4 protein-coding genes are annotated in these 2,698 nt (G+C 33.3%); 2 read left to right on the top strand and 2 right to left on the bottom strand.

The features are described 5' to 3' along the window. Nucleotides 1-317: 317 nt before the first annotated feature. Complete coding sequence (locus F9U64_RS21810) at nt 318-1,022, top strand: SurA N-terminal domain-containing protein (protein ID WP_194287469.1); 705 nt, start codon at nt 318-320, stop codon at nt 1,020-1,022. Nucleotides 1,023-1,107: 85 nt separating this feature from the next. Here F9U64_RS21810 and F9U64_RS21805 read toward each other — a convergent pair whose 3' ends face one another. Next, nucleotides 1,108-1,296: a DUF1653 domain-containing protein gene (locus tag F9U64_RS21805; protein WP_228275847.1), complete on the bottom strand. Its 189-nt coding sequence runs from the start codon at nt 1,294-1,296 to the stop codon at nt 1,108-1,110. A 449-nt stretch (nt 1,297-1,745) separates the two neighbouring features. On the opposite strand from F9U64_RS21805, the gene F9U64_RS21800 reads away from it, so the two are divergent. After that, nucleotides 1,746-2,228: an STAS domain-containing protein gene (locus F9U64_RS21800; protein ID WP_153407008.1), complete on the top strand. Its 483-nt coding sequence runs from the start codon at nt 1,746-1,748 to the stop codon at nt 2,226-2,228. Here F9U64_RS21800 and F9U64_RS23280 read toward each other — a convergent pair. Beyond that, on the bottom strand, nt 2,216-2,698 hold a 483-nt coding region (locus tag F9U64_RS23280), incomplete at its 5' end, for an MATE family efflux transporter (protein WP_266095271.1). The genes F9U64_RS21800 and F9U64_RS23280 overlap by 13 nt on opposite strands.

Here is a 2,698-nt window from a genome sequence, read left to right as displayed (position 1 = left end):
GTTCCGATGCTCCTCACTGCACCGCCTCGACCTTCTTGCTTCTAATTTGCAGGCTTTTGAACTCTTACTAATAGAGGAGGTTCAAAAAGTCACCAAATGATAAGCAGTGAATCTCTTCGTTGGTTTGCGCGTCCGCTTCTCACGTATAAAATGCGGTGAAACTGTGTAAATTGAAGAATAATTGATAACCAAATGTAAAAAATATATGTATAGCTTATTATATCAATACCTAAGCCGATTCTCCATATTACATAACAGTTGAAACAAGTTCATATTCATGTTTGAATGGGGATACAATGGAAAGAGGAGGTATTTTCATGAAAAAAATATTATTATTCCTGACATCTATCGGAATTGCATTTGTTCTGGTTGCCTGTAATGGAGAAGAAAATCAAGACACTAGTGAAGAGAATGAGCAAACTGAACAAAATTCTGATGCAGGGCAAGCTGCTCAATTTGATGAAGTTGATCCTGATACTCCAGTCGCTGAAGTTAATGGGGAAGAAATAATTGGGAAAGAATATAATCGTCTCTATCCACAAGTAGTCAATTTCTTATCTCAGTACGGTCAAGACACAAGTGATACAGAAGCAGTAAAAGAACAAGTGTTAAATGAACTTGTCACGCAAAGACTGATTATTCAAGAAGCGGAAGAACAGGGCATCCAGGTAACAGATGAAGAAGTAACTTCAGAGATCGAATCATTGAAAGAACAGTATGGAGAAGATTATGCCACTGCCTTGGAGGCATCTGGATTTACAGAAGAAAGTTTTCAGCAACAGCTAGCCAAAGATATGATTAGAACTAAGTATATTGAAACCCAATTGGATACAGAAGTAACAGATGAGGAAGTTCAAGCATATTATGACGATCTTGTTGCTAATTCTGAACAAGAAATAGGCGAACTCAGTGAAGTAGAAGAACAAATAAAACAAGCTCTTTCTCAACAAAAGCAGCAGGAACAACTACAACCAAAAATTGAAGAACTTCGAAATGCTGCGAATATTGAACTTTTAATTTAATTGCAAAGCAAAAAAACATAATACTCTCGTGTTGTATAAAGGGAAAAGGGGAAATAAACAGAACCTTTTCCCTCTAAATATTTCTTCATTCCTGCACTTTTCTGAATCTCGGAACTTCTTCTCCATTTACAGCTACTTTTTCAAAGAACATTTCATAAGGACGTGCAAATACACGTTGTTCTTCATTTTTGTAAATAACAAGCTGCTCTTCCGTTTCACTGTGTGTTGCAACGAATAAAAATTCATACAATCCACCTTTATAATGCCGGTACATTGTCACGATGATCACTCCATTCTTTTAAAATTACTATCATTAACTTATTCTTTTTTTGTTAACAGTCATAGATAAGTCTTTTGATCTATGTATATTATACTTTTCGATTATTGCTTTTTCATCTATTTTAAAACTATTGTACAATATTCGAGTCTCGTATGGATACAAATTAATTTATTTAGCGCTTACCCATTGTAATAGACAATGGTTTATAGTATAAATGTATACAAAGATACATAATTTAAATAACATGATTAGACATAATCCATAAAAAATCATCTATGTAATTATTCCTATTAATTTTACATAAAATTGTTTTAGATAGTAATTACTTTATTTCTATTATTTTCAAATAATTTGAAATTTCCTCTTGCTAATTCCTTACATTTTTAGTACCATTTAATTCGTATAATATTTCAAATTCGAAATAATTAAAGGAGCCAACAAACATGTTTTTTTCTTTGTCAGAATCCTATCAACGGAAAAAAGATGAATTGTTTGAAAGTGCAAAAAATACTCCGCTAACCTCACAAGTTACTGTATCACATAGTCAACAATTAGATCACTTTATTAACCACTTTCAAAATAAAAAAGATTCAGAGATTTATGTTATTGAAATGATAGATAAACAAACCCTCACATTAAAACTGGAAGGTCAGTTAGATTTAGTAACAGCAAGTCAACTGGATCACTTTATCCAAGAGAACAAACCACATTGGTTAGAAGTAGATAAACTTTATATTGATTTACTGGATTTACATTTTTTTGATACGAGCGGAATTAAAAGTATTGTAACATTTATGGAAGAGATGAAAAAAAGGTCTCTCAGTATCTCCCTTATTACTACTAAGAGAACCTTCGAAATACTAGATATTATGGGGGTAACAGATATATTTAACAACTACAATGATGAAACCTTTCATACTATTTGATTTTCTAACTGAATGAAAGGTTCCATCTTCTTTTTATACAGTGATTTAATATAAAGGGACAAGAATATCGATCTTCCCAGTGAAAACAGGATAAAGGCAAACCAGATACCATGAGCACGAAGAACTGGAACAAAATAATAAATGACCGCGACAAAAATAATCAAAGCAAACAGAATGGCATTTCTAATATAGCCAGCCTCTGTAGCACCTGAAAAAATTCCTTCCAACTGAAGGCCCCAAAAACTGACTAAAGGAAAAATAGCTAACCAGCTTAATAGCATGATTGCTGACTCCTTTACTTCCCCTATCCCTGTAAAAAGGCCCACCAATTCACTGCCAAACAGAAATATGACTAGAGACAGAAACAAACCCGAGCCAAAACCCCAGCTAAATGAGAAGGAAAATGCCCGTTTATATAACAAACTATTACCGCTTCCTACTGCTCTTCCAACAATAATTCCGGAAGCATT

Origin of the sequence: Gracilibacillus oryzae, assembly GCF_009498735.1 — a bacterium.
Classification (GTDB): domain Bacteria; phylum Bacillota; class Bacilli; order Bacillales; family Amphibacillaceae; genus Gracilibacillus; species Gracilibacillus oryzae.
The sequence above is the reverse complement of the archived record's forward strand: the minus strand, read 5'-3'. Positions and strand labels throughout refer to the sequence as shown.